We start from the raw sequence: 19,105 nt of genomic DNA on the forward strand, positions 1-19,105 counted from the left end.
ACATATGGTTGTAAGACGAGTCGGGGCGGGGATCGATCGGATTCGTCCGGTGTCCCCGTGCGTCGGAACCGTCCGGCCCCTCGCGGCCCCCGTTCAGTCTGGCTGAACGGCTAAGAGAACATCACGTTCACTTCGATCGTGTTGGCCGTCGACAGCAACTGGGTCCGGAGGTCGTGTTCCTCCCACTCGTTCTCGAGCCGATGGTGGGGGCCGGCGACGGTGACCGCGCCGTAGACGGTTCCGTCGGTGTCCAGAATCGGTGCGGCGATCGCACTGATTCCGGGGAGGTACTCCCCGCGGTTGTACGCGACGCCCTCCTCGCGGATCGCGTCGAGTTCGTCGAGAAGGGCGTCTCGGTCGGTGATCGTCTCGTCCGTGAACGCGGGGAGCCCCCACTCCGCGATGATCTCGTCGACTCGCTCCGTCGAGAAATGCGCGAGCATGGCCTTTCCGCCGGCCGAGTTGTGGAGGTAGGTGTGCGTTCCGACGTCGACGTCGCTCGTGAACGATCGGGTCCCCTCGCTGACGTTGATGATCGTTCCGAGCCCGTTCTGGTGTGTCGAACAGAGCACTCGTTCGCCGACGTCCGCGGAGAGTTCGGCGATGGGCGCGTCGGACGCTGCGTACAGCGGCTCGGCGTGTTTGACGTGCTCGCCGAAGGAGAGAAACCGGAGACTCAGCCGGTATTCGTCCCCCTCCTGGACCACGTACCCCTTCGAGCGAAGCGTCGTCAGGTGGGCGTGGACCGTGCTCTTCGCGAGGTCGGTCCGTTCGGTGAGTTCCGTTACCCCGGCACCCTCGGCCTGCCACAGTGCCTCGAGCACGTCCAGGGTTTTGACCACTGCAGCCACCCGATTTCCCCCGTTCGTGTCTGACGTTGTCATATCTCACATTCAACGATCCGGAGTAAAACTGTTCCGCTCTGCTGAACGCCCGTTTCGACCGAAAAAATCGGTCGGATTCGGAGTCGACCGGGTTCGCCGGCGAATTCGCTCGATACGGGATCGCCGGGGGGTGTCGAACCGATTGAAAGTCTGTACCACGGTAACGCTTATGTGGTCCGTTACGTGACATTGGTTATGGACTTCAGCGAACCGTCCGAAGCGGTGCAGATCAAGAAGGCCCTCGACGACTTCATCGATCAGGAGGTCGCGCCCCTCGAGAACGAGTACGATCAGTTCCTCGGCGCGGACTACGAGAAACACATCGTCGACGACGAGCACCGGCAGGTTCCGGAGTATCGCAATATCGTCGAGCAGATCCGCCAGAAATCGGTCGAAGCGGGCTTCTACGGGATGACGATGCCGGAAGAGGTCGGCGGCGGTGACGTCGATATCCTCACTCGCGCGATCGTCGGCGAACACATGTCGAACCGGCCGCCCGGGTTCCACAGCGCGATCTTCGGCGGTGCCGGCGGGCCGACGCCCATCCTGCTGTCGTGTGACGACCGGCAGCGCGAGGAGTACCTCGAGCCGCTGATGGACGGCGAGATCACGACCTGCTTCGCGTTGACCGAGCCGGGCCACGGCAGCGACGCCCACCACATGGACACCAGAGCGGAGAAAGACGGCGACGAGTGGGTCATCAACGGACAGAAGGTCTACATCACGAACGGTCCCTACGCGGACTTCGCCATGGTCTTCGCGCGGACGAGCGGCGAGGACGGCGACCTCGAGGGGATCACGTGCTTCCTCGTGGACAAGGAGACGCCCGGCTTCGAGGTCGGGACGATCCACCGCGCGATGGGAATGACGCCCGGCACGCACTCCGAACTCCACTTCGACGACTGTCGCGTCGGCGAGGAGCAGGTGCTGGGCGAGGTCGACAGGGGGTTCCAGTCCGCGATGGACTGGATCGGCGGCGGCCGGATCAACATCGCCGCCGGTGCGGTGGGAACCGCCCAGTACCTGCTCGACCTGTCGGTCGAGTACGCCCGCGATCGGGAGACGTTCGGCAAGCCGATCGGCCACCGACAGGGGGTGTCGTTCCAGCTGGCCGAACTCGCGACGGACCTCGAGCAGGTCCGTCAGCTCTACCGCTACGCCGCCTGGAAGATGGACAACGGCGAGCGGGCACGCAAGGAGGAGTCGATGGCGAAGCTCCGCGGCGCGAAACTGGCCAACGACGCGGCCGACGTCGCGATGCAGGTCCACGGCGGTGCCGGCTTCATGAAGGACCTTCCCATCGAGCGAAACTACCGCTCGGCGCGCGTCTTCCGCATCTTCGAGGGCACCGACGAGATCCAGAAGCGAACGATCGCCCGGGAACTCATCTGAGCGGACACGATGGACGATCCGACGCAGCGCGAATCGAGCGACGTCTCGCGGCTCGACTTCGACATCGAGTGGCCGCCGAAACACGCCGCGGCGTACCTGATCGAAACGCCCGCGCCGATCCTGATCGACGCCGGCGATCCGCAGGACCGCGCCGAAGCGACGATCCGCGACGGACTGGCCACGAAGGGGTACGAACCCGGCGACGTCGAGGCCGTCGTCGTCACGCATCCCCACAGCGACCACATCGGCCAGGTCCCGTTCCTGCGCGAGGCCGGCGCGACGGTCTACGCCCCGCGCCCGGTGCTCGAGCAACTCGAGCGCGACCCCGCGGACCTCGCCGAAGGGGTCCGCGAGATCGGGCGCTCCGCGGGGTATCGCGGGGAAGCGATCGACCGCGAGGTCGAACGAGCCCGGTCGTCCCTCGAGCGAAACCGCCGGCTGCTCGCGCCCGAGGCGGCCGTTCCGTTCGAGTTCGGCGAGCCGTTCGCGGTCGCGGACCGCGAGTTCGACCCGATTCACACGCCCGGCCACCAGATACACCACGCGAGCCTGGCGACGGACCTGAACGGCGAGCGCACCCTGTTCAGCGGCGACGCGCTCATCGAACCGTTTCGACCCGGCGCGATCCACGTCGGCATCGATTACGGGGCGTACGACGCCGTCGAGGCGTTCCACCGTTCGCTGGATCGGTTCGACGGACGACCCATCGACCGCGTCTTCCCCGGTCACGGCCCGGTCTTCACCAACTACGAGGAGGCGATCGAGACCACCCGGTCGGCGCTCGAGACCCTGACGGGAGAGACGCTTGAGGCGGTGACGGCCATCGGCCCGGCGACGCCGATGGAACTCACCCGCCACCGCGCCGGCGAGGTCCGCTATCCGGCGCAGCTACTCGATACGCTCGGCGCGCTCGGCACGCTCGAGGACCGAGAGAGAGTCGAGTACGAGTGTCGCGACGGTGTCCGTTACTACGCGTTCAGAAAGGCCTCGCCGTGATCGAGTGGGAGGACGACGCGGTCCGCGATGCCGCCGTAGACGGCTTCGGCCCGCGCGAGCAGTTCCTCGGGCGGCGCTTCGATCGCGAACGTCGCCACCATCTCGTCGGTGATCAGGTCGGCCATGTCGTCCCAGCGCTGCGCTTTCGAGAGTTCGTGTAACTCCTCGCCGACGGAGCGCCAGCCGTGGTGGTCGAGCACGTCGTGGTACGTGCGAGTGCTGCCGTAGAAGGCGATGCGGCGGCGGACCGCCGCTCGAGACCGGTCGCGCTCCGCCTCGCTCTCACCCGTGACGACGAACGGGCTCGCGGAGAGGGCCACGTCCTCGAGCGAGCGGTCCTCGCGGTCGGCACCCTCCGAAACGGTCGGGGCGATCACCTCGTCGGTGTATTCGGGCGTGTTGAACGGGTGCATCGCCAGCCCGTCGCAGCGCTCGCCCGCGAGCCGGATGTTGTACTCGTTGACGCCCGCGATGTAGATCGGGATGTCGGGGTGGTCGATCGGTCCCGGATCGAACGTCTCGGTCATGAGCGAAAACGAGTAGTGATCCCCCTGATAGTCGAGTTCGGTCTCCCCCTGGAACGCGTCGAAGATGTGCCGGAGCGACTCGACGACCTCGCGCAGCCGCGGCCCCGGCGACGCCCAGTCCACGCTGAACCGGCGCTCGTTGTGGCCCTTGACCTGCGTCCCGAGTCCGAGTACGAACCGGCCGTCGGTGTACCGCGCGAGGTCCCAGGCGGTGTAGGCCAGCGCCATCGGACTGCGAGTAAAGGAGAGCGCGATGCGCGTTCCCTGCCGGATCTCGTCGGTCCGGTCCGCGATCAGCGGATGCGGGAGGAAGGCGTCGTTGTCCGTCTCGGGCGTCCAGACGCCGTCGAATCCGAGTTCCTCGGCGCGGGCGGCCGCGTCGCCCGAGTCGGTCGACAGCCCCGGTACCATCGCGTCGATGCGAAGGTCTGACATACGTGCTGGTCGACGGGACAACCCTTCAATCTATGGACGGATCGCCGGGCCGCGAGCGACCACCTCAAACGACGCGATTCTCGAGGTCGCGGCCCTCGCGAAACCGCTCGTAGTTTCGTACGAAGACGTCGGCACAGCGCTCCCAGTAGTGGGGCGTGCTCCCGGCCATGTGCGGCGTCACGAGCACGTCGTCGCGGTCCCACAACGGCGACTCCTCGGGGAGCGGTTCCGTCTCGAAGACGTCCAGCGCAGCGCCGCCGAGGGCGTCGGCCTGGAGCGCGTCGACGAGCGCGGGCTGGTCGACGATTTCGCCGCGGGCGACGTTGACGAGCACGGCGTCGTCGGCCGCCTCCGCGAGGGCGTCGGCGTCGATCAGATGTCGAGTCTCGTCGGTCAGCGGACAGGCGAGCACGAGATAGTCGCTCTCGGCCAGGACGGTCTCGAGTCCGTCCGGCCCGTATATTTCGTCGACGTGTTCCGGTGCGTCGGTCGGGTCGCGTTTGGTTCCGATGACGCGAGCCTCGAAGGATCGGCAGTAGTCGGCGACCTGGGAACCGATCGCGCCGACGCCGACGATTCCGACCGTTCGATCGCCGAGTTCGCCGCCCGCGTATCGGTCCCACTCCCGGCGGTGTTGCTGGGTCACTGCCCGGTCGAACCGTCGCTCGAAGTGCAGCAGGTAGCCGAGCACCTGTTGGCCGATCGGCTTCGCGTGGATGCCCGAGACGTTCGTCAGCGCGACGTCGCGGTCGGCCAGCGCCTCGCGATCGTAGTCGTCGGTGCCCGCACTGAGCGCCTGTACCCACTCGAGGTCGTCGGCCGCCGCGAGCACCTCGCTCGGAAGCCGGTGGGTGAGGAGGGCCGTCGCGTCGCCGACGGCCTCGCGCAGTTCGTCCTCGCTCTCGACGTGCTCGAGGTCGATCCCGGGACGCCGGTCGCGGATCTCGTCGGCGAGGATCGGCCCGCCGCCGCCGAGAACGTGGGGTGTGACGAGGACCCGCACGATCTATTCGCCCGCCGACTCCTCGCGGCCTTCGAGCTTGTACTTCTGGATCTTGCCGGAGGTCGTCCGCGGGAGTTCGTCGATGAACTCGACCTCGCGGGGGTGTTTGTAGGAGGCGACGTTGTCGAGGAAGAACTCCCTGATCTCCTCGGCGGTGACGTCGACGCCGGGTTCGACACCCGGCCGCGTGACGACGTAGGCCTTCGGGACCTCGTTGCGCCGCTCGTCCGGGATGCCCACGACCGCGCCCTCGGCGACGGCCTCGTGTTCGGCCAGCAACTCCTCGAGTTCGCTGGGGTAGATGTTGTAGCCGGCCGAGTTGATCATGTGCTTCTTCCGGTCGACGATCTCGTAGTAGTTGTCCGCGTCCCGGCGGGCGATGTCGCCGGTGCGGAACCAGCCGTCCTCGGTGAAGGCCCGCTCGGTGGCCTCGGGCATCCCGTGATAGCCCGTCATCACCTGTGGCCCGCGAACGAGGAGCTCCCCCTCCTCGCCGACGTCGACCGTCTCACCGCTCGAATCGACGATCTTGGCCTCGGTCATCCGGGTCGGCTGGCCGATCGTCCCGTGGCGCAGCCCGAACGTCGAGCCGCTCTGGGAGTGGGTCGCGCCGTTCGTCTCGGTGAGACCGTATCCTTCGCTCATCTCGACGCCCGCGGTCTCCTCGAACTCCTCCTGGACCGCGACGGACAGCTTCGCGCCGCCCTCGCCGGCCGACTCGAGGCTGGTGAGGTCGTAGTCGCCGAACGAGTCGCTGTTGATCATGTCGACGTACATCGCGGTGACGCCGACGTAGTGGGTGATCCCCGCCGCTTCGATCAGTTCCATGGCGGCGTCGCCGTCCCAGTTGGCCGCGCTGCGGAGGTAGACGCTCCCGCCGCGGATCAGCGGCTGCCACGCGGTGTGGGTGAAGCCGGTGATGTGGTACAGCGGGAGCCAGACGAGGCTCCGGACGGCGTCGTCCTCGAGCGCGTGCTCCTGCGAGATGACGGCGAACGTCTGGGCGCGGAAGTTGCGGTGGGTCAGCTGGACGCCCTTGGGTTTGCCCGTCGTCCCCGAGGTGTACGGCAGCAGCGCCACGTCGTCGTCGGCCCGCTCGACGAACGTCTCCTCGCCGCGAACCTCGTCGAAGGCGCGGACGTCGTCGGCGTCGGTGCCGACCGAGATGACGACCGGGTCCCGCTCGATCTCGGCGAGCGCCGCCTCGAGGTACGGTTCCAGCGCCTCGTGGGTGAGCACCGCCGCCGCCTCGGTGTCCTCGAGCTGGTAGGTCAGCTCCCGCTTGCGGTACTGGGGATTGACCGGCGAGACGATCGCACCGGCCTTGAACGCCCCGAGCGCGCCGATCAGGTACGGCGGGCAGTTCGGCAGATACTGCAGAAGGACGTCGCCGGGCTCGATCCCGAGCTCGGTCAGCCCGCCGGCGAACCGGGAACTCTCGGCCTGCAGTTCCTCGTGGGTCAGCGTCCGCCCGTGATACTCGATCGCCTGCGCGTCGCCGTGGTGCCGGACCGTCTCGTCGTGTAACTGCGCGACGTTCCCGTCCCTCGCACGCTCGGTAACGGTTGCTAAATCCATGGCCCATGATATCATGGAGTGGTATAAAATAGTACTCCCCGGTCGACAGGTGGACGGCGTCGGTGTTCGGGGCAGCAGTCGCCGCCGATCCGTCGCGACGGGACGGCTACTCGAGTCCGTTCCCGCGGCGTCCGAGTCCGCGGTGCCGCCGCGAGACGCCCGATATGTCACCCCTTCCCACAAACTATTTGCGTCCGGTCGGGATACCGGGTGAGCATGGGACGATCTTCCGAACGGAGGGATACGCGTGGCTGAACCGATCTGTGCGGGCGTCGGCGAGAGCGATCTCGGCGAGACGCCCGACCGGAACTGGCTCGACAACGCGGCCATCGCGACCGTCCGTGCCCTCGAGGACGCCGGCTGTTCCCTCGCGGACGTCGACGGCGTCGCGGTCGCGGGCGGCGACGATTACATGCCGGCGCTGGTGCTCGCCGAGTACCTCGACCTGGACGAGCCCTCGTTTCTCGAGGGCACCGAGATCGGCGGCTCGTCGTTCGAACAGTTCTGCGGTCACGTCGGCGACGCGATGGCCCGCGGCGAGGCAGACGTGGTCGTCGTCGCCTACGGCTCGACGCGCAAGACGGGCCCCGATCGGGACCGATCGCTCGAGGAGACGCACCCGATCGACGGCTTCGTCCGTCCGACGGGGCTGTTCCGGCCGCCGGGGGCGTACGCGATGGCCGCCCGCCGACACATGCACGAGTACGGCACGACCGAGGAACAGCTCGCGGAGATCGCCGTCTCGACCCGCGAGTGGGCGTCGATGAATCCGAAGGCGGCCCACCAAGACCTGATTACGGTCGACGACGTCCTCGAGTCCCGGCGGATCGCCGAGCCGTTCAACCTGCTGGACTGCTGTTTGGTCTCGGACGGCGGCGGCGCGGTGGTCCTCGTCTCCGCGGAGAAAGCGCGGGAACTCGGCGTTCCCGAGGTCGCCGTCGCGGGCGTCGCCTCGACGAGCACCCACCGTCAGGACATCAGCGAGATGCCGGACATGACCACCACCGGCGCGGCGGTGACGGGGCCGAAAGCGTTCGAGCAAGCGGGGATTACCCACGAGGACGTCGACGTCGCCCAGATATACGACTCGTTTACCTACACCGCACTGGTCACCCTCGAGGATCTGGGCTTCTGCGAGACGGGCGAGGGCGGTGCGTTCGTCGAAGGCGGTACGACCGCCCCCGGCGGCGAGCTGCCGATGAACACGCAGGGCGGCGGGCTCTCGTACTGCCACCCCGGCCACTTCGGGGTCTTCGTTCTCATCGAGGCCGTCCGTCAGCTCCGGGGCGACTACACGGGCGAGCGCCAGGTCGACGACGCCGAGGTCGCGGTCGCCCACGGCACCGGCGGCCTGCTGTCCTCGAGTAGCACCGTCGTGCTCCGGAGGGAAGCATGAGCGAGCCGGCGCGGGTCGAGGACCGCCGCGAGGAGTGGAACGGACCCGTTCCGGTCCCCACCGGCGCGACGGTCCCGTTCTGGGCGGCGACGCTCGAGGGAATCCTCCGCTACCAGGCGTGTGACTGCGGCAACCGGCAGCTGTACCCCCGAGCGGTCTGCACCGGGTGCGGGGCCGAGGACCCGCCGTTCGAGGCCAGCGAGGGCGTCGGGACGATTTACACCTACACCGTCTGCCACGTCCCGGGCGAGCCGGGATTCGCCGATCGGACGCCTTACGTCGTCGGCGTGATCGAGCTGGCCGAGGGGCCACGGCTGCTCGCACTGATCGACGCCGACCCCGAGCGCCTCGAGATCGGTGCGTCGGTCGAGGTCACATTCTGGCAGGTCTCCGACGAGGCCGCCGTCCCGGTGTTCGTCCCCGCGTAACGGCGTCGCGCCGCGTTCACTCGAGGGCGGCCGTCGCCGTCCCGGTGTTCGTCCCCGCGTAACGGCGTCGCGCCGCGTTCACTCGAGGGCGGCCGTCGCCGTCCCGGTGAGCAGCGTTTCACCCGCAGTCGTCCGCGCCTCGAGTTCCGTTTCGACCGTTCTCGCGTCCTCGTCGATCTCGACGACCTCGCCGGTCGCGACGACGGTGTCGCCGGGGAAGACCCGTGACTGGAATCGAACGCCGAACGAGGCGACGTCCCGCAGGTCGAACCAGTTGGCGACGACGCGGGAGGTGATCCCGGCGGTGAACATCCCCTGCCCGAAGACGCTCTCGTTGCCCGCGGCCGTGGCGTAGGGCTCGTCGTAGTGGATCGGATTGAAGTCGCCGCTGGCCCCGGCGTACTTGACGAACTGCTTGCGCTCGAGGTCGTCGACGACTGCGGTGGGGCCGGCGTCGCCGACCGCGAGGTCGGCGGCGTCGCGGACGCGGTCGAACTCGCCGACGGTCGCCGGCGGCGCTTCCGACTCGGCCGCGGCGGCCCCGCCGTTCGTCGCTGTCTCGGCGGTCTCGCTCGAGGCGTCGTCCCCGGTGTCGTCGTCGACCGCCCCCTCCGTTTCGATCGCCGTCGCCCGGTCGGTCAGCACGAGTTCGCCGTTCTGGGCCCGGTACTCCGTCTCGAGGACGGCGAAGGTCATCGTCCCCGCGCGGGGGCCCTCGCGCTGGAAGACGTCCGCGAGGGTGGTCGTCCCCTCGAGCACGTCGCCGACGTAGATCGGGCGCTCGTACTCGTGGGCCTGTTCGCCGTGGAGGACGTACTCGGGTTGAAACCCGAGGTCGAACCCCTTACCGTCGACGTCGGCGGGCGTGTACCGCGGGAACCGGCCGACCTGGCTGTAGGTCAGCGGCGCGGGGACGCGATCGTGGCCCCGTTCGGCGGCCGCCGTCTCGTCGCGGAAGACCGGGTCCTCGGCGGTGATCGCTCGCGCGAACTCCTCGACCTTGCCCGGCTCGATCCGGAACTCCTCGACGGTGACTCGCGAGTCGCCGACCATCGCCTCGAGCGCCTCGAGGGGCTTATTCGGCATTGCGTCCCTCCGCGGTGAAGTCGCTGGTCGCCGCCGGTCGGTCGGTTGCGCTGCGTCGCGTTCCGCGTCCGTGCTGTCCGCGTCTCATTGCCACCACGGTTTGCGTACGACTGACATAACAGTACCCCTCGCGGTTCGGACGGTGGACCGACGCTGCGCTGTGTGACGGCGGCCCGCGCCGTCGACGAGCGTCCCGCTCACACCGGCACGGGGGCGGCCGCCCCGCCGCCGACTGCTCCGTTCGCTCTCTCGCTCGCCACGCACCCAGTGCGCGCCACCGCGGCGCAGGTGGTCGAATAGCTTATACCGGCGGTCGATGAACCCGTAGACGCGAATGGCAGTGAATATCACGCTCGGTTCGGGAGTACGGGCAGTAGAACGCGCCGCGCTCGCGGGGGTGCACCGATGACGACCGCGCAGTTCGGCGTCGACGGCCAGACGGCGATCGTCACCGGGTCCTCGAGCGGCATCGGGAAGACGATCGTCGAGCGGTTCGCCGAGGACGGCGCGAACGTCGTCGTCTCGTCTCGCGAACTCGAGAACGTGGAACCGGTCGCCGACGCCATCAACGAGAGCGATCGGCCGGGCGAGGCGATCGCGATCGAGTGCGACGTGACCGACCGCGAGGCCGTCCGACGGCTCGTCGACGAGACAGTCGACGCGTTCGGCGGGCTCGACATTCTGATCAACAACGCGGGGGCGAGCTTCCAGGCCCCGCCGTCCGAGATCAGCGAGAACGGCTGGAAGACGATCGTCGACATCAACCTCCACGGCACGTTCCACTGCTCGCAGATCGCAGTCGAGTACATGCGCGACAACGGCGGCGGCCGGATCGTCAACTTCGCCAGCGTCGCGGGCACCCGGGGCTCGAAGACGATGAGCCACTACGGCGCGGCCAAGGCCGGCGTCGTCAACTTCACGACCTCCGTCGCGCCCGACTGGGCCGAGGACGGCATCTGGGTCAACTGTATCGCGCCCGGGCTCGTCGCCACCGAGGGCGTCCGCACCCAGATGGGCGTCGAGGACGACGCGGACGAAATCGCCCGAACCACCCCGGACCGCACCATCGGCAAACCCGAGGAGGTCGCCGACCTCGCGCAGTTTCTCGCCAGCCCCGCCTCCTCGTACATGGTCGGCGAGACGGTCACGATCAAGGGCGTGCCGCGACTCGAGTAGCACCGTCTCGGGGTCGCTGGAACGAGTCCGTCTCGGGGCCGGACCCGCCCGTCCCGCGCTCGAGCGCAGGACGGTGCGGAATACGAACGGTGTTACCAGTACCCGTATCCTTTTCAGGTCGAACGACGAACCACGGGCAACATGGAGCTCGATATCGTATCCGCGGAGACCCTCTTGGAGCCGCCGTACGACGGCAACGTCGCCAACCTGCTCGATCGAGCGGTCGCGGAATACCCCGACACGGTCGCCGTCGAACACGCCGGCGAGACGATCACCTATCGCGAGTTCGGCGATCGCGTCGCTCGGTTCGCGAACGGTCTCCGAGAACTCGGCCTCGAGGCGGGCGATCGGGTCGGCGTCTACATCCCGAACGGGATCCCATTCTGTGTCGCGATCTGGGCCTGCTGTCGCGCCGGCGTGATCGCGAGCCCGCTGAACCCCGAATACCGGCGTCGGGAGATCGCGTACCAGCTCGATCACGCCGACGCCGACGCGGTGCTGGTCGAAGGCGACGCCGACGAGCACGTGCGCGAGGCCGTCGCCGATCTCGAGACGGCGGTCGTCAGCGCGACGGCGAGCGACGACCACCCGTCCCTGGCAGCGCTCGGTGCCGGCGACGCCGACGCGGCGATCGCCGAGCGGGGCGACGACGACGTGCTCCTCCAGCCCTACACCTCGGGGACGACGGGCAAGCCCAAGGGCGTCCTGCTGACCCACCGCAACTTCCGGGTCCAGATCGCACAGAGCGTCTCGAGTTACAGCGCCGGCCCGATCGAGGGCGACGCGCTCATCGTCCTGCCGATGTACCACATCACGGGGATGATCCAGATGATGGCGTCGCTGTGTGCCGGCCGGACGCTGCACCTGCTCCGCCCCGATCAGTGGGACCCGGAACGAGTGCTTCGAACACTCGACGAGCACGACGTGCCGGCCTTTACCGGCGTCGCCGCGATGTTCGTCGATCTGCTCGAGGCCCACGACCCGGACGAGTACGACCTGTCGACGCTGGTCAAGGCGGGGCAGGGCGGGGACAAGCTCCCGAAACCGACCCAGGAGCAGTTCGAGGAGGCGTTCGACGTGCCGCTCTCGGAGGGGTACGGCCTGACCGAAACGACCGCGACGACGCACACGATCCGGTGGTCGTCGCTCGGAAAGCGGCCCGGGAGCGTCGGCCAGCCGGTCGGTCACACGCGGTCGAAGATCGTCGACGAGGACGGCACCGAGGTCGGTCCCGGCGAGGAGGGCGAGATCCTCGTCGCCGGCTCGCAGGTGATGAAGGGCTACTACGAGAACCCCGCGGCGAACGACGAGGTCTTCACCGAGGACGGCTACTTCCGGACCGGCGACATCGGAACGCGGGACGCGGACAACTACTACTACATCAAGGGACGCGAGAAGGAGATGATCCTGACCGCGGGCTACAACGTCTACCCGCGCGAGGTGGAGAACCTGCTGTACGAACATCCGGACGTCCACGAGGCGGCGGTCTTCGGCGTGCCGGACGACCGACGCGGCGAGACGGTCGCCGCCGCGATCACCCCGCGGGACGGTGCGGACCTGTCCGAAGACGACGTCGAGGCGTACGTCCTCGGCGAACTCGCCCCGTACAAACACCCGCGGATCGTCGAGATCCGACGCGACCTCCCCAAGACCGGCAGCGGGAAGATCCGCAAGACGGCACTGCGCGAGGAGATTCTGGCGGAACGCGGGATCGAATCGTGACCCGTCCATCCGCGACCGCTCGAGCAGACGCGTCCCGCACCCATGTCTGAGGAGGCGACGTACGCCACGGCGGAGATCAGGACGATCGCGCTCGCGGTCATCGCCGGCGTCTTCTTCGGCGGCGTAGCGACGGGCGTGGCCTTTCCGACGCTCCCGCTGCTCGACGAGCGACTCGTGATCAGTGCGGTCATGCTGAGCCTGATCCTCTCGGCCAATCGGATCGCGCGGCTGTTTATGAACACGCCGGCCGGGACGATCATCGACCAGATCGGCGCGCGGAAACCGATGATCTTCGGGCTGTTCACGCAGGCGCTGGCCCCGTTCGGGTACATCGTCGGCCTCAACACGCCGTCGACCCACCTCGGAACGGTGCCGGTGCTCGGCGACGTGTCGCTGCCGGGGGTCGTCTTCGTCCTGGCGCGGCTGTTCTGGGGCGTCGGCAGCGCGTTCGTGTTCATCGGCGCGTTCGCGACGATCACGTACGTCACGACGGCCGACAACCGCGGCCGGTGGGTCGGCTACATGCGCGGCGGACAGTCGCTCGGCTTCCCGACCGGCCTCGTCGTCGGCGGCGTGTTGACCGATCTCGCCAGCATGCAGACGGCGTTTCTCACCGCGGGCCTGCTCGCGCTGATCGCCGGCACCGTCGCGACGCTCGTCTTGCCCGACGTTCACGGCGGTGCGGAGGGCCGCGCCGCGAAGCTCCGGGAGGTGCCGTCGCTGCTCGCCGGCAACCCGACCGTCGTCCTGATCGGGTACGGGAACTTCACCCTCCGATTCCTCTGGGGCGGCATCATCCTCTCGACGCTCGCCCGCTACGCGAGCGAGTACGGGCTCGAGCTCTCCGCGCTCGGTGCGGCGGGTATCAGCGGTATCGTGATGGGGCTGGGCGTGCTCACCTCGGGATCGATGACGATCGTCACCGGGTGGGTGTCGGACATGGTCAGCGACCGGACGCTGCTGACGATCCCCGCGTTCCTGTCGATGGGCGTGGGCTTTCTGGTCATCGCCTACGTGCCGACGATCGAGGCGCTACTGGGGGCGATCGTGCTCGTCGGCGGCGGCATGGGCGCGGCCGCACCGGCGCTGCTCGCGATCATGGGCGATCTCACGCCCGGCGACGAACTCGGCCGAATGGGCGGCGTCTACCAGGTGATGGGCGACGTCGGACTCAGTCTCGGGCCGCTGATCGCGATTCCCGCGGTCGATCTCTGGTTCGGCTACCGGTTGACGTACGTCATCTGTGCCGCGCTCGTGTTGAGTTGTCTGACGATCGTCTCGCTCCCGCTGTTGCGGAATCCCGAGGTCTCGAGGGCGGGTGTGAAGGCGGATTGAGAGCGACCGGGTGACGGCCGCGAAGCTTTCATACCCGATCGATCCGTATTGGTAGCTAATGACACGCATATCGGGGGCGACCGCGCGCGTCCGCCCGTGGCTGCCGCCGGTCGCCGTGGCGCTCGCTGCTGGCCTCGCCGCCGTAGGGGGCTCGTACCTGTCGGTCGGCAGACGGCCGGCCTTCGTCGCGACGCCGATCGATCGCGTCGTCGTCGCAGTGAGCCCCGACGCGCTCGTGGCCGTCGCGATCACCGAACTGGGGACGCTCGGCCACCGGTTGGCCTTCCTGACGGCCATCGCGATCACGTGCGTCTGCTTCGGACTGGCGGCCCTGCCCGGCGCGTTGCTCCTCTGGGGGCGCGGGCCCGTCGCCGACGCGGTGCCCGTTCGAGGCGGCACGTCCATCGCCGGCGTGGTCACCGGTGCGGTCCTGTCCGGCGCGGTCGCGTTCGGACTGACCGGCTCGACGATATCGAGCGTCGGCTCCGCCGTCGGGGCGGGTTTCGTCCTCCTGGTAACGGCCGGAACGGCCGTTCTCGTCACCGGCGCGGACGCCGCCCGTGGCTCCGTCGGTCGCCGACGGGTCCTCGGGGCCGTCGGATCGGCGATCGGTCTGAGCGGGCTCGGGCTCTTTGTCCGCGGATCCGGCGAGGAGTCGGTCCCGCCCGGGCTCGAGATCCCCGAGGACGCCCGGTCTCCGGTTCGAGACCTGCTCACGCGGGCGGAAACGCAGTCTCTCGCCGTCGATGGGCTCGAGCCGCTGGTCAGCACCGACTTCTACGAGGTCGACATCGCCAACGTGAACCCTGCCGTCGACCGCGGGGAGTGGACGCTCTCGATCACGGGTGCCGTCGAGGAGGAACTGGCGTACGACTTCGCGGATATCGAAGCCATGACCCTCGAGGACCGGTTCGTCACGTTGCGCTGCGTCGGCGACCAGCTCAACGGCCGGCAGATGGACTCCGCCCTCTGGAGCGGCGTGCCCGTCGAGCGGCTCCTCGAGGAAGCGACCCCCAACGGCGATCGGGTCGTCCTGCACGGTGCGGACGGCTACTACAACGAGTTCCCGCTCGAGGCGCTGTGGCCGGGGCTGCTGGCCTATCGTATGAACGGCCGCCCGCTGCCGCGGCCACACGGTGCTCCGCTGCGCGCGCTCGTCCCGGGCCACTGGGGCGAGATAAACGTGAAGTGGCTGACCGAGATCGAGGTCCGCGACGAGGAGACGATGGGCTACTGGGAGCACCGGGGCTGGCACGGCACCGGCCCGGTCGAGACCGTCGCCAAGCTCTGGCAGGTCAACCGTTTCGGCGGCGGTCGTGTCGAGGTGGCCGGCCACGCCTACGCCGGCACGCGCGGTATCGAGGCCGTCGAGGTCTCCACGGACGGTGGCGACACCTGGGCCGACGCCGAGCTGTCCGAACCGCTCCCGGGCGAGGACGTCTGGCGGCAGTGGCGACACGAGTACGGGGCGGCCGGAACGCACGAGGTGATCGTCCGGGCTCGAGACGGGAACGGAAACCTCCAGATCCCCGAGAAAGACGGGCCCAAGCCCGACGGTGCTACCGGCTGGGTGTCGAAGACCGTCGAGTCACGGTGAGAACGAAGCCGGTCGCTGCCGAGCATATTTCGGCGCAATTCCCATTGGCAACAGGATATACTCGCGCCGCAATCTATGCGAAAAAATAGTGAACTTTTATATGACTGCACAAGGCTGTTAGCACTGTGCAAGTGTGGCTTGATCACAGATGACACGGAATACCCTCAATAGACGTCGGGTACTCGCGGGAGCAGGTGTGGGAATTACTGGAGCCGTCGCGGGCTGTCTGGGTGGTGGCGGCGGCGGCGACGACGAGGTCCACTTCATCACGGACTACTACAACAGCTCGTGGGAATCCCTCTGGGGCGACCTCGAGTCGGAGTTCACGGACGAGACGGACGTCAACATGAACATCGAGGAGGGCGGGATGTCCGGCACCCAGGAGGGACGTCTGGCCCAGCTGATCCAGTCGGGGAACCCGCCGGACGCGAACACCTCGACGTTCGACCAGGTGGCAGACATCTGGGCGACCGACCAGCTCAGCACCGTCGACGACGTCGTCTCGTCGATCGAGGAGGTCAACGGGGAACTGAACGTCGGCGGGGCGTTCCTCGGAGGGGACAACATCTACCAGGTTCCCCACGGCGTGTACGTCTCTGACTTCGTGTACCGGCAGGACGTCTACGACGAGCTCGGGCTGGAGGAGCCGGAGACCTTCCAGGACGTCCTCGACAACGCCCAGACCATCGACGAATCGGACATGGACATTCGCGGGTACGGACTCGCGGGGATGCCGACCGGCAAGAGTCAGGACGAGTTTCAGGTGCTCCTGGCGAGCGCGGGCATCAACGGACTCGGCATTCGCTGGAAGGACGCCGAGGCCCGGGACGAACTCGAGATCCACTTCCCCGAAGACGTAGTGACGTCGGTGTTGCAGTACATGAAGGACCTCTCGCAGTACTCGCCCGACCCGACCAGCATCGGCTGGGCGGAGTCGCTCGGCGGATGGGTTCAGGGCCAGTACGCCCAGCAGTACCACCTCAACGCCTGGCCGGTCGGCATCACGGCACTAACGGCCGAAGGGGAGGACAGCGACGGCCTGCGCGGGGTGGCCGAGGCTACCCAGGTCATGGCGTATCCGACGTGGGGAGAGATCGACAAGGACGAGAACTGGCTGTCCTCCCCAGCGCCCGACGGCTACCACGTCTTCGCGAACGGCGGGAACACGGACGGCGCCAAGCAGTGGTTCGAGTGGCTCTACGCCGACAGCACGGAGCGAACCGTACAGTTCTACGCGGCGGACCCGGGACGGTTCCTGCCGAGTTACGCCGACATAATCGGGTCCGACGCGTTCCAGAATCAAGACATCATGCAGGCTCACCCCCACCTGCTCGAGAAGCTCCAGTACGTTCAGGACGAGATCTGGGGCAACCACTACGGTAGCGTCGACGAGGCCAACGTCTCCTCGCCCGAGGCGCTGTACCTGCAGCGACAGTGGTTCTACGGCGAGATGGTCAACCGCGTGGTCACCGACTCGATGTCCGTACAGGAGGCCTACGACTGGGGCTACGGGCAGCTCGAGGACGCCTTCGCGGACGCCCAGGAACAGTTCGGATAACCGGCCGTAAATTTATCAGCATCGTGGGTCCCGTCGACACGATACTCGACCGCGCGCGAGCAACCGTGAGATTAACAAACATGGATGATGAGAATCGCATACGAACAATCATGAGGGTAACACACATGGATGAAGAGGCACCGTAGATATGGCTGGTGAAACTGGAGAATCGGTTCGACCGCGCAGGTCGTTCATCCCGTGGGACGACCTGCCCGTGAGTCAGGAGACCGTCACCGGAGTGGGGACTATTCTCCCGGTCGTCGTACTGTACATCCTGATCGCGTTGCTCCCGATTGGCTTCGCGTTCTGGGCATCGTTACACGATATCCACACGCTCAATCCGGTGTGGGAGTGGGCCGGTATCTCGAACTACTCGGCCGTCCTCGAGCTCTCGCGGTTCTGGGGCTCGCTGTGGCGTGGGATCATCTACATGGTCGGCAGCACGCTCCTCCAGCTCGCCGTCGGCCTCTGGATGGCGCTCGTACTCAACCGGATCACCTACGGGCAGAAGCTGCTGACCGCGGTGGTCTTCACGGCCTACCTGATCCCGACGATCATCGTCTCGCTGGTCGCGCTTCGGGTGTTCGACCCGCAGGGAGGCGTGTTTCAGATGATGGGGGCCGACTGGTTCAGTCTCTGGGGGGGCGGTGAGGCACCCCTGGGATCGCGGACGTGGGCGATGCCCCTGCTGATCCTCATCGGGAGCTGGAAGTTCTCCGTCTTCATCACCATCTTCACGCTCGCACAGCTTCGCGCGATTCCGAACCGGTTCTACGAGGCGGCGAAGGTGTGCGGCGCGAATCGCTGGCAGATGTTCCGGGATATCACGCTGCCGCGTCTCATGGGGATCATCCTGGTCGTCGTCCTGCTCCGCTCGGTCTTCATGTTCAACAAGTTCGACATCATCTGGCAGCTCACGCAGGGCGGCCCCGGTAACGCCACGACGACGCTGCCAGTGCTCGCGTACAAGACGGTCTACACCGATCAGGCGTACGGACTTGCGAACGCGATCTCCGTCGTCATGTTCCTCTTCCTGCTCGTGGCGGCGATCGGCTACTTCATGGTCTTCAATCCGAGCGAGGAGGTGGAAACGACAACATGAGTCAGAGCGAACCCCCGGGAGGCGTCTTCGGCCTCTCATACGACAGTGAAACGAATATCTTCGAGGCATTGAAACTCGTCAGCACCGCGATCATCGTCCTCGTCGGTGTCTGGCCGATCTACTGGATGACCCAGCTCGCGTTCACCGAGTACAGGGTCGTCGAAGACACGGTCACCGCCTTCCCCACGCCCGACATATTCAGCCTCGGCAACTTCACGATACTGACGGACCCGGTGGTGTACACGTACATCTTCAATACGACCGTGGTGGCCATCGGTACCATCGTCACGGTCATCGTCGTCTCGCTGGTCGCCGGGTACGGGCTCGCACGACTCGACTTCCCGCAGAAGGAGAACTTCGCGCGGGTCCTGCTGATCGGGTACCTCTTCAGTCCCATCGTCATCGGCATCCCGCTCTACCAGATCTGGCGCGGTATCGGCCTGCTCGGCACCCGCGTCGGGCTCATCATCGCACTGTCGGCCATCTCGATGCCCTTCGCGGTGTGGCTGATGTGGAAGTACATCATGACGATTCCGGAAGCCCACGAGGAGGCGGCCTGGGTCGATGGCGCATCGCGATGGCGGGGCTTCCGCGACGTCGTCGTGCCCCAGTGCCGACCGGCGATCATCGCCGCGGCCCTGTTCGCCTTCGCGCTCGCCTGGAACGACTTCACGTTCGCACAGATTCTCCTCCCGTCGACCGATACCACGACGTTCGCCCCCGGCATCCTCCGGGAGATGAGCCAGTCGCAGTTCCTGCCGGACGGCTACCTGATGGCAGTCTCGCTGGCCATGACGCTGCCGCCGCTGCTGTTCGCCTACTTCATGCAGAGCTACCTGCTGAAGGGGTTCCAGGTCCGAGCCCTCTGAGAACGCATCGAATTCCAACGA

General features: G+C 67.3%; 16 protein-coding genes. 11 read left to right on the forward strand and 5 right to left on the reverse strand.

The features are described from left to right. Window positions 1–110 precede the first annotated feature (110 nt). Complete coding sequence (locus tag BMX07_RS12400) at window positions 111–884, reverse strand: IclR family transcriptional regulator (RefSeq protein ID WP_090618197.1); 774 nt, start codon at window positions 882–884, stop codon at window positions 111–113. A gap of 195 nt (window positions 885–1,079) precedes the next feature. Here BMX07_RS12400 and BMX07_RS12405 point away from each other — a divergent pair, with 195 nt between their 5' ends. Together BMX07_RS12405 and BMX07_RS12410 are read left to right on the forward strand one after the other, a co-directional pair. Beyond that, on the forward strand, window positions 1,080–2,276 hold the full coding sequence (locus BMX07_RS12405) for an acyl-CoA dehydrogenase family protein (RefSeq protein WP_090618198.1): 1,197 nt from the start codon (window positions 1,080–1,082) through the stop codon (window positions 2,274–2,276). A 9-nt stretch (window positions 2,277–2,285) separates the two neighbouring features. Next, window positions 2,286–3,272 (forward strand): MBL fold metallo-hydrolase, encoded by a 987-nt coding sequence (locus BMX07_RS12410; protein ID WP_090618199.1) that lies wholly within the window; start codon window positions 2,286–2,288, stop codon window positions 3,270–3,272. On the opposite strand, the gene BMX07_RS12415 is transcribed toward BMX07_RS12410, so the two are convergent. The 3 genes from BMX07_RS12415 to BMX07_RS12425 form a co-directional block, all read right to left on the reverse strand. Next, window positions 3,245–4,234: a TIGR03617 family F420-dependent LLM class oxidoreductase gene (locus BMX07_RS12415; RefSeq protein ID WP_090618200.1), complete on the reverse strand. Its 990-nt coding sequence runs from the start codon at window positions 4,232–4,234 to the stop codon at window positions 3,245–3,247. The two genes, BMX07_RS12410 and BMX07_RS12415, sit on opposite strands and share 28 nt — an antisense overlap. A gap of 64 nt (window positions 4,235–4,298) precedes the next feature. Next, window positions 4,299–5,237 carry a D-2-hydroxyacid dehydrogenase gene (locus tag BMX07_RS12420; protein WP_090618201.1) on the reverse strand — a complete coding sequence of 313 codons (939 nt, stop codon included), beginning with the start codon at window positions 5,235–5,237 and terminating at the stop codon, window positions 4,299–4,301. A gap of 3 nt (window positions 5,238–5,240) precedes the next feature. Then, window positions 5,241–6,815 (reverse strand): class I adenylate-forming enzyme family protein, encoded by a 1,575-nt coding sequence (locus BMX07_RS12425; RefSeq protein WP_090618202.1) that lies wholly within the window; start codon window positions 6,813–6,815, stop codon window positions 5,241–5,243. Between the two features lie 247 nt (window positions 6,816–7,062). Here BMX07_RS12425 and BMX07_RS12430 point away from each other — a divergent pair, with 247 nt between their 5' ends. Both BMX07_RS12430 and BMX07_RS12435 read left to right on the forward strand, forming a co-directional pair. After that, a complete protein-coding gene (locus BMX07_RS12430; protein WP_090618203.1) occupies window positions 7,063–8,211 on the forward strand; it encodes an acetyl-CoA acetyltransferase in 1,149 nt (382 codons plus the stop codon). Next, the gene (locus BMX07_RS12435; protein WP_090618204.1) at window positions 8,208–8,639 is read left to right on the forward strand and encodes a Zn-ribbon domain-containing OB-fold protein; all 432 of its coding nucleotides are present in this window, start codon (window positions 8,208–8,210) and stop codon (window positions 8,637–8,639) included. The genes BMX07_RS12430 and BMX07_RS12435 overlap by 4 nt, the downstream gene beginning before the upstream one ends. 78 nt (window positions 8,640–8,717) lie before the next feature. Here BMX07_RS12435 and BMX07_RS12440 read toward each other — a convergent pair whose 3' ends face one another. After that, on the reverse strand, window positions 8,718–9,725 hold the full coding sequence (locus tag BMX07_RS12440) for an FAS1-like dehydratase domain-containing protein (RefSeq protein ID WP_090618205.1): 1,008 nt from the start codon (window positions 9,723–9,725) through the stop codon (window positions 8,718–8,720). Window positions 9,726–10,130: 405 nt separating this feature from the next. Here BMX07_RS12440 and BMX07_RS12445 point away from each other — a divergent pair, with 405 nt between their 5' ends. The 7 genes from BMX07_RS12445 to BMX07_RS12475 all read left to right on the forward strand — a co-directional run bounded on the left by BMX07_RS12445 (window position 10,131) and on the right by BMX07_RS12475 (window position 19,084). After that, the gene (locus BMX07_RS12445) at window positions 10,131–10,901 is read left to right on the forward strand and encodes an SDR family NAD(P)-dependent oxidoreductase (protein WP_090618206.1); all 771 of its coding nucleotides are present in this window, start codon (window positions 10,131–10,133) and stop codon (window positions 10,899–10,901) included. Between the two features lie 141 nt (window positions 10,902–11,042). Next, window positions 11,043–12,623: a class I adenylate-forming enzyme family protein gene (locus tag BMX07_RS12450; protein WP_090618207.1), complete on the forward strand. Its 1,581-nt coding sequence runs from the start codon at window positions 11,043–11,045 to the stop codon at window positions 12,621–12,623. Window positions 12,624–12,665: 42 nt separating this feature from the next. Next, on the forward strand, window positions 12,666–13,958 hold the full coding sequence (locus BMX07_RS12455; RefSeq protein WP_090618208.1) for an MFS transporter: 1,293 nt from the start codon (window positions 12,666–12,668) through the stop codon (window positions 13,956–13,958). A 58-nt stretch (window positions 13,959–14,016) separates the two neighbouring features. Continuing rightward, entirely contained in the window at window positions 14,017–15,555 is a 1,539-nt protein-coding gene (locus BMX07_RS12460) for a molybdopterin-dependent oxidoreductase (protein WP_090618209.1), read from the forward strand. A 196-nt stretch (window positions 15,556–15,751) separates the two neighbouring features. After that, window positions 15,752–17,113 (forward strand): ABC transporter substrate-binding protein, encoded by a 1,362-nt coding sequence (locus BMX07_RS12465; RefSeq protein ID WP_245742106.1) that lies wholly within the window; start codon window positions 15,752–15,754, stop codon window positions 17,111–17,113. 148 nt (window positions 17,114–17,261) lie between these two features. Further along, the gene (locus BMX07_RS12470; RefSeq protein WP_090618211.1) at window positions 17,262–18,215 is read left to right on the forward strand and encodes a carbohydrate ABC transporter permease; all 954 of its coding nucleotides are present in this window, start codon (window positions 17,262–17,264) and stop codon (window positions 18,213–18,215) included. After that, window positions 18,212–19,084, forward strand: a complete 873-nt coding sequence (locus tag BMX07_RS12475; protein WP_090618212.1) for a carbohydrate ABC transporter permease — start codon at window positions 18,212–18,214, stop codon at window positions 19,082–19,084. The genes BMX07_RS12470 and BMX07_RS12475 overlap by 4 nt, the downstream gene beginning before the upstream one ends. Window positions 19,085–19,105 lie beyond the last annotated feature (21 nt).

The organism is Natrinema salaciae (assembly GCF_900110865.1).
Taxonomy (GTDB): Archaea; Halobacteriota; Halobacteria; order Halobacteriales; family Natrialbaceae; genus Natrinema; species Natrinema salaciae.

Bases quoted from the DNA above. Each gene is read 5' to 3' on its own strand.
- BMX07_RS12425 (WP_090618202.1), bottom strand. From the start codon at position 6,815: ATGGATTTAGCAACCGTTACCGAGCGTGCGAGGGACGGGAACGTCGCG.
- BMX07_RS12455 (WP_090618208.1), top strand. From the start codon at position 12,666: ATGTCTGAGGAGGCGACGTACGCCACGGCGGAGATCAGGACGATCGCG.
- BMX07_RS12440 (WP_090618205.1), bottom strand. From the start codon at position 9,725: ATGCCGAATAAGCCCCTCGAGGCGCTCGAGGCGATGGTCGGCGACTCG.
- BMX07_RS12470 (WP_090618211.1), top strand. From the start codon at position 17,262: ATGGCTGGTGAAACTGGAGAATCGGTTCGACCGCGCAGGTCGTTCATC.
- BMX07_RS12415 (WP_090618200.1), bottom strand. From the start codon at position 4,234: ATGTCAGACCTTCGCATCGACGCGATGGTACCGGGGCTGTCGACCGAC.
- BMX07_RS12475 (WP_090618212.1), top strand. From the start codon at position 18,212: ATGAGTCAGAGCGAACCCCCGGGAGGCGTCTTCGGCCTCTCATACGAC.
- BMX07_RS12405 (WP_090618198.1), top strand. From the start codon at position 1,080: ATGGACTTCAGCGAACCGTCCGAAGCGGTGCAGATCAAGAAGGCCCTC.
- BMX07_RS12445 (WP_090618206.1), top strand. From the start codon at position 10,131: ATGACGACCGCGCAGTTCGGCGTCGACGGCCAGACGGCGATCGTCACC.
- BMX07_RS12460 (WP_090618209.1), top strand. From the start codon at position 14,017: ATGACACGCATATCGGGGGCGACCGCGCGCGTCCGCCCGTGGCTGCCG.
- BMX07_RS12410 (WP_090618199.1), top strand. From the start codon at position 2,286: ATGGACGATCCGACGCAGCGCGAATCGAGCGACGTCTCGCGGCTCGAC.
- BMX07_RS12400 (WP_090618197.1), bottom strand. From the start codon at position 884: ATGACAACGTCAGACACGAACGGGGGAAATCGGGTGGCTGCAGTGGTC.
- BMX07_RS12435 (WP_090618204.1), top strand. From the start codon at position 8,208: ATGAGCGAGCCGGCGCGGGTCGAGGACCGCCGCGAGGAGTGGAACGGA.
- BMX07_RS12450 (WP_090618207.1), top strand. From the start codon at position 11,043: ATGGAGCTCGATATCGTATCCGCGGAGACCCTCTTGGAGCCGCCGTAC.